Source organism: Rhizobacter sp. P2_H2 (genome assembly GCF_056403375.1).
The window spans coordinates 1-6475 of the sequence record NZ_JBFUFP010000230.1 but is presented as its reverse complement, the minus strand read 5'-3'; the positions used below and the strand labels follow the sequence as shown (position 1 = coordinate 6475).

Below are 6475 nucleotides of genomic sequence, written 5' to 3'. Positions count from 1 at the left end.
AGGCCGCGTGGGCCGCCTGGGGCTACGGCCCCGCTCCGGCCGCCGGCGTGTGGCGCCTCGATGCGCCTGCCGACCTGCTGGCCCGCCTGCCGGTGCGCACACCGATCCACCAGTAAACCAGGAGACACGCCATGCTCAGCGGAGGACGATCGACCCTGACCCAGTTCCTGATCGAGGAACGACGCCGCCATCCCGAGGCCACCGGCGACCTGAACGCGCTGATCACCGATGTCTCGCTCGCCTGCAAGACCATCGCGCGCAAGGTGGCCTATGGCGCACTGGACGGCGTGCTCGGCAGCGCCGGCACCGGCAACGTGCAGGGCGAGGAGCAGAAGACGCTCGACGTGCTGGGCAACGCGCTGTTCCTGCGCGCCACCGAGTGGGGCGGTCACACGGCCGGCATGGTGTCCGAGGAGCTGGAGGCGCCGTACACGCTGCCGCCCGAGCATCCGCGCGGCAAGTACCTGCTGCTGTTCGACCCGCTCGACGGCTCGTCGAACATCGACGTCAACGTCGCGGTCGGCAGCATCTTCTCGGTGCTGCGCGCGGTCGCGCCCGGGCAGGATCCGCAGCCGCAGGATTTCCTGCAGCCCGGCACGCAGCAGGTCTGCGCCGGCTATGCGATCTACGGCCCGTCGACCATGCTGGTGCTGACACTGGGCCGCGGCACGCATGCCTTCACGCTCGACCCGCTGCTCGGCGAATGGGTGCTCAGCCACCCCGGCCTGCGCATCCCGGAGAAGACCTGCGAGTTCGCGATCAACGCATCGAACAGCCGCTTCTGGGAACCGGCCGTCAAGCGCTACGTCGACGAATGCCTGGCCGGCCAGACCGGCACGCGCGGTGCCGACTTCAACATGCGCTGGATCGCCTCGCTGGTGGCCGAGACGCACCGCATCCTGATGCGCGGCGGCGTGTTCCTGTACCCGCGCGACAGCAAGGACCCGTCGCGTGCCGGCCGGCTGCGCCTGCTGTACGAGGCGAACCCGATCTCGTTCCTGATCGAGCAGGCCGGCGGCGGCGCGAGCACCGGCCGCTCGCGGTTGATGGAGGTGCAACCCGACGCGCTGCACCAGCGCATCGGCTTCGTCTTCGGTTCGCGCCACGAGGTGGCGCGCATCGAGACCTACCACCGCGACGAACCGGCGGCGGCCTACGATTCGCCGCTGTTCGGCAAGCGCGGCCTGTTCGCGGCCACGGTCTGAGGGGCATCGGCATGTCCGCGCTGCACCCCGTCATCGCCATCACCGGCTCGTCCGGCGCCGGCACCACCTCGGTCACGAAGACCTTCGAGAACATCTTCCGCCGCGAGGGCGTGGCGGCCGCGATCGTCGAAGGCGACAGCTTCCACCGCTACGACCGCGAGGCCATGAAGGCGGCGATGGCCGAGGCCGAGCAGAACCACCGGCCGCACTTCAGCCACTTCGGCGAGGACGCCAACCTGTTCGCCGAGCTGCAGGAGCTGTTTCGCAGCTATGCCGAGACCGGCACCGGGCAAAGCCGCAAGTACCTGCACAACGACGAGGAGGCGGCGCCGTACGGGCAGCCGCCCGGCACCTTCACCGCGTGGGCGCCGCTGCCGCCGAGCAGCCTGCTGTTCTACGAGGGCCTGCATGGCGGGGTGACGACCGACAAGGTCGACGTGGCGCGCTTCGCCGACCTGCTGATCGGCGTGGTGCCGGTGATCAACCTGGAGTGGATCCAGAAGATCCACCGCGACCGCAGCACGCGCGGCTATTCGACCGAGGCGGTGACCAGCGTGATCCTGCGCCGCATGCACGAGTACGTGGAGTACATCTGCCCGCAGTTCACGCGCACGCACATCAACTTCCAGCGCGTGCCGGTGGTCGACACCTCGGACCCGTTCATCGCGCGCACCATCCCGACCGCCGACGAGAGCCTGGTGGTGATCCGTTTCGCCAACCCGCGCGGCATCGATTTTCCGTACCTGCTGTCGATGCTGCACGACTCGTTCATGTCGCGCGCCAACACGCTGGTGGTGCCGGGCGGGAAGATGGAACTCGCGATGCAGCTGATCTTCACGCCGATGGTCATGCGGCTCGTCGAGCAGCGCAAGAACCTGCTGGCCGCATGAGGAGCTTCCGATGCCGATGATGTCGCTTCGACAACTGCTGGACCACGCCGCCGAGCACCGCTACGGCGTGCCGGCCTTCAACGTCAACAACCTGGAGCAGATCCAGGCCATCATGCAGGCGGCCGAGCGCACCGACAGCCCGGTGATCCTGCAGGCCTCGGCCGGTGCGCGCAAGTACGCCGGCGAGCCCTTCCTGCGCAAGATGGTCGAGGCCGCTGCCGAGATGTACCCCGGCATCCCGATCGTGATGCACCAGGACCACGGTGCGAGCCCGTCGGTGTGCCTGCAGTCGATCCGCTCGGGCTTCACCAGCGTGATGATGGACGGCTCGCTGCTGGAAGACGCGAAGACGCCGTCGAGCTACGACTACAACGTCGGCGTCACGCGCCGTGTCACCGAGATGGCGCATGCGGTGGGCGTGTCGGTGGAAGGCGAGCTCGGCTGCCTGGGCTCGCTCGAATCGGGAATGGCCGGCGAAGAGGATGGCGCCGGCGCGGCCGGCCGGCTGACGCACGAGCAGATGCTGACCGATCCGGAGCAGGCCGCCGACTTCGTCGCGCAGACCGGCATCGACGCGCTCGCCATCGCGATCGGCACCAGCCATGGCGCCTACAAGTTCAGCCGCCAGCCGACCGGCGACATCCTGGCGATCGACCGCATCAAGGCCATCCACGCGCGCATCCCGAACACGCACCTGGTGATGCACGGTTCGTCGTCGGTGCCGCAGGAGTGGCTGGCGGTGATCCGCGAGCACGGCGGCGAGATCGCGCCGACCTGGGGCGTGCCGGTCGAGGAGATCCGCGAAGGCATCCGCCACGGCGTGCGCAAGGTCAACATCGACACCGACATCCGGCTCGCGATGACCGGCGCGATGCGCCGTGCGATGGCCCGCGACCGCAGCGAGTTCGACCCGCGCCGCTTCCTGAAGGACGCCACCGCGGCGGCGCGCGACCTGTGCATCGCGCGCTTCGAGGCCTTCGGCTGCGCCGGCATGGCCTCGCGCATCAAGCCGGTGCCGCTGGACACTGCCGCCCAGGCCTATGCGCAAGGTAAGCACTGAAGCGCGGCGGCAGGGTCGCGGGCTACCATGCCCCGTCCATGCTCTACGCCGAAACCGCACCGTACCGCCTGCACGCCCTTGGTGTGCCGGGCGGCCACGTGCTGCACGTCGAGGAGAGCGGCCACCCGCAGGGCATCGCCGTGGTGGTGCTGCATGGCGGCCCGGGCTCCGGCAGCTCGCCGCTGCTGCGCCGCTTCTTCGACCCGGCCCGCTACCGCATCGTCAACCCCGACCAGCGCGGTGCCGGCCAGAGCCGGCCGCGCGGCAGCACGGTCGACAACACCACCGCCCACCTGGTGGCCGACCTGGAGACGCTGCGCGAGGCGCTCGGCATCGAGCGCTGGCTGGTGGTCGGCGGTTCGTGGGGCGCCACGCTCGCGCTGGCGTATGCGATGGCGCATCCGGGCGCGGTGACGGGGCTGCTGCTGCGCGCCACCTTCCTGGCGCGCGAGGAGGACATCGGCGGTTTCTTCCAACCGGCCGATGTGGGGCTGGCCGACGCCTGGGCCCGGTTCGCGGCGATCGCGCCCGCCGATCGGCGGCACGCCATGCTGCCCTTCCTCGCGCAAGGCCTGCATGCCGATGCCGACACCGCACGCCACATGGCGCTGGCCTGGTGGCGCTGGGAAAGCACGCTCGCGACCGGCGCTGTGGCGCAGCCTGAGCCGTCGGGCGCGGCGCTCGATGCGCTGGTCGACCGCTACCGCGTGCAGAGCCACTACCTGCTGCACCGCTGCTGGCTCGATGAGCCGCCGCTGCTGGATCGTTGCGATCGCCTGCCGGCCGTGCCGACGCTGCTGCTGCACGGCAGCGAAGACCGCATCTGCCGGCCCGAGGGCGCGCTCGCGCTGCACCAGCGCCTGCCGCACAGCCGCCTGCGCCTCATTGAGGTCGCCGGCCACGACCCGACCCATCCGGCGATGGTGCGCGCGATGGTCGAGGCGCTGGACGGCTGGCCGTCATGAGCTTACGGCTCAAGATCCACCTGATCGTCGGGCTGCTGACGCTGCTGTTCCTGTTCGTGATGATGGGCCTGGAGGTGCGCAGCATGCGCGCGTCTGTGAACGAGGAGGTGGTGGCCGCCAACCGCGTGGCCTCGCAGTTCCTGAACCGCACCGTGTGGCGCTATGCGGCCCAGGGCACGCCGGCGGTGCTGGCCTTCCTGCAGGGCATGGGCCGCGTGCGCTCGAACGACATCACGCTGCTCGACCGGCAGGGCGCCGTGCTCTATGCCTCGCCGCCGTCGCCCTACAAGCCGGGCCGCGATGCGCCCGACTGGTTCGACGCGCTGGTCGCGCCGCCGCCGGCCGTGCAGTCGCTGGACCTGCCCGACGGCCAGCTGAAGGTGCAGGCGAACGCATCGCGCGCCGTGCTCGACGCGTGGGACGAGGCCATCACGCTGGTGTTCGGCGCCGTCGTGATGCTGGTGGTACTCAACGGGCTGGTGTACTGGCTGGTCGGGCGCACGCTGCGGCCGTTCGGCCAGATCGTCGCGGCGCTGAACCAGCTGGAAGGCGGCCGCTTCGATGTGTCGCTGCCGCCGCTGCCGGGGGCCGAGGCCGGCACCATCGGCAAGGCCTTCAACCGCATGGTCGGCATGCTGCAGGGCCACATCGAGACCGAGCGCCGCGCGGTGCGCGCCGAGCTGCAGCTGTCAGAGAGCCGCGAGTTGACGCGCTGGGTCGACCACCAGATCGAGCAGGAGCGCCACCTGATCGCGCGCGAGCTGCATGACGAGCTGGGCCAGTCGGTGACGGCGATGCGCAGCATGGCGCTGTCGATCGCGCAGCGCATGCGCACGCTCGATCCGCAGGCCGAGCAGGCGGCGCGCCTGATCGCCGACGAGTCGTCGCGCCTGTACGACGCGATGCACGGCATCATCCCGCGCCTCGCGCCGCTGGTGCTGGACAACTTCGGGCTTGCCGAGGCGCTGGCCGACCTGGCCGAGCGCACGCGCCGCAGCCAGCCCGGCGTGCAGATCGAGCTGCAATCCGAGATGGACGGCGTGCAGCTCGGCAGCGAGGCGGCGCTTGCGCTGTACCGCGCTGCGCAGGAAGGCCTGACGAACGCGCTGCGCCATGGCCAGGCGCAGCGGGTCGGCGTGCGGCTGCGCGCTGCGGCCGACGGCATCCTGCTCGAACTCGTCGATGATGGTGTCGGCTTGTCGCCCGACTGGGATGACAAGAAGGGCCACCACGGCCTGCGCTGGCTGGCCGAACGGGTGCAGGGCCTGGGCGGCAGCTTCGAGCTGGTGTCCATCGCCCCGCGCGGCGTGCGCCTGACGGTGCGCCTGCCCCCACCCACGCCGCAACCCACCGAGGTGACCCCCGCATGATCCGAGTGATGCTCGTCGACGACCACGCGCTGGTGCGCATGGGCTTTCGGATGCTGCTGGCCGATGCCGGCATCGAGGTCGTGGCCGAGGCCGACACCGGCGAACAGGCGTGTGCCGATTACCCGAAGCTCCAGCCCGACGTGGTGGTGATGGATCTGTCGATGCCCGGCATGGGCGGGCTCGAGGCCGTGCGGCGGCTGCTGGCGCAGGACCCGAAGGCCCGCGTGCTGGTTCTGTCGGCGCACGAGGACACCGCCCACCCGCGGCGGGTGATGCAGGCCGGCGCGCTCGGCTACCTGACCAAGCGCGGCGCGCCCGAGGCGTTGATCGCGGCCGTCACCGCGGTGGCCGAACACCGCCCCTATGTGGACGCGCAGACTGCCCAGGTGCTGGCGCTGGCCCAGATGAAGGGCGACACGAACCCGGCCGAAGCCCTCAGCGAACGCGAGTTCTCGGTGTTCATCCAGCTCGCGCGCGGCCTGACCGTGGCGCAGATCGCCGCCAACCTGAACCTGTCGCCGAGCACGGTGGGCACGCACCTGTACCACGTGAAGCAGAAGCTCGGTGCCGGCAACCAGTCCGAGCTGACGCTGGTGGCGCTGCACTGGGGGCTGATCCAGGCTTGAAGTGGACACATGGCACCGCGTTTGCCCGTGCACTGCGGCACGGCGTCCCCCCGATTCGCGTGAGGATCAAGGGTAAACCCTTGAATCAGGCCCATTTCTTGCGCCGTAATTGCTCACAAGGGCCTGCAGTTCGGGTCCGGGCAGGAGAGTCGTCGATGCGGGGCTGGCTGTTGATCGGGGTTGCACTGGCGGCGGGCGTCGCGCACGGCGAGGACATCACGCAGGTGCTGGAGCGCTCGCAAAGCGTGCGCCTGGAGCGCATGTCGCCGGCGCCGGTCGAGAGCGAACGGGCGCAGAAGCTGCGCGACAGCTTCGAGATGCTCGCGCGCCGGCTGGGGCTGGAGGGGGCTGCCGAGTTG

The 6475-nt window shown here is 70.4% G+C and carries 7 protein-coding genes; all 7 read left to right on the top strand.

The features are described from left to right. Positions 1–131: 131 nt before the first annotated feature. Complete coding sequence (locus tag AC1D15_RS14105; RefSeq protein ID WP_477826475.1) at positions 132–1205, top strand: class 1 fructose-bisphosphatase; 1074 nt, start codon at positions 132–134, stop codon at positions 1203–1205. Between the two features lie 11 nt (positions 1206–1216). Further along, on the top strand, positions 1217–2095 hold the full coding sequence (locus AC1D15_RS14100) for a phosphoribulokinase (RefSeq protein ID WP_047502220.1): 879 nt from the start codon (positions 1217–1219) through the stop codon (positions 2093–2095). Between the two features lie 10 nt (positions 2096–2105). Further along, positions 2106–3155 (top strand): class II fructose-bisphosphate aldolase, encoded by a 1050-nt coding sequence (fba, locus tag AC1D15_RS14095; protein WP_477826474.1) that lies wholly within the window; start codon positions 2106–2108, stop codon positions 3153–3155. Positions 3156–3193: 38 nt separating this feature from the next. Beyond that, positions 3194–4120, top strand: a complete 927-nt coding sequence (locus AC1D15_RS14090; RefSeq protein ID WP_477826473.1) for an alpha/beta fold hydrolase — start codon at positions 3194–3196, stop codon at positions 4118–4120. After that, on the top strand, positions 4117–5490 hold the full coding sequence (locus AC1D15_RS14085) for a HAMP domain-containing protein (RefSeq protein WP_465112197.1): 1374 nt from the start codon (positions 4117–4119) through the stop codon (positions 5488–5490). The genes AC1D15_RS14090 and AC1D15_RS14085 overlap by 4 nt, the downstream gene beginning before the upstream one ends. After that, positions 5487–6116, top strand: coding sequence for a response regulator (locus tag AC1D15_RS14080; protein ID WP_047502237.1), 630 nt, complete (start codon positions 5487–5489; stop codon positions 6114–6116). Before AC1D15_RS14085 ends, AC1D15_RS14080 begins: the two co-directional genes overlap by 4 nt. A gap of 155 nt (positions 6117–6271) precedes the next feature. Further along, the coding region (locus tag AC1D15_RS14075) for a hypothetical protein (protein ID WP_477826472.1) at positions 6272–6475 on the top strand (204 nt) is incomplete at its 3' end.

Excerpts from the sequence above, each read along its gene's own strand:
- fba (WP_477826474.1), top strand. The coding sequence starts at position 2,106 with ATGCCGATGATGTCGCTTCGACAACTGCTGGACCACGCCGCCGAGCAC.
- AC1D15_RS14085 (WP_465112197.1), top strand. The coding sequence starts at position 4,117 with ATGAGCTTACGGCTCAAGATCCACCTGATCGTCGGGCTGCTGACGCTG.
- AC1D15_RS14090 (WP_477826473.1), top strand. The coding sequence starts at position 3,194 with ATGCTCTACGCCGAAACCGCACCGTACCGCCTGCACGCCCTTGGTGTG.
- AC1D15_RS14100 (WP_047502220.1), top strand. The coding sequence starts at position 1,217 with ATGTCCGCGCTGCACCCCGTCATCGCCATCACCGGCTCGTCCGGCGCC.
- AC1D15_RS14105 (WP_477826475.1), top strand. The coding sequence starts at position 132 with ATGCTCAGCGGAGGACGATCGACCCTGACCCAGTTCCTGATCGAGGAA.
- AC1D15_RS14080 (WP_047502237.1), top strand. The coding sequence starts at position 5,487 with ATGATCCGAGTGATGCTCGTCGACGACCACGCGCTGGTGCGCATGGGC.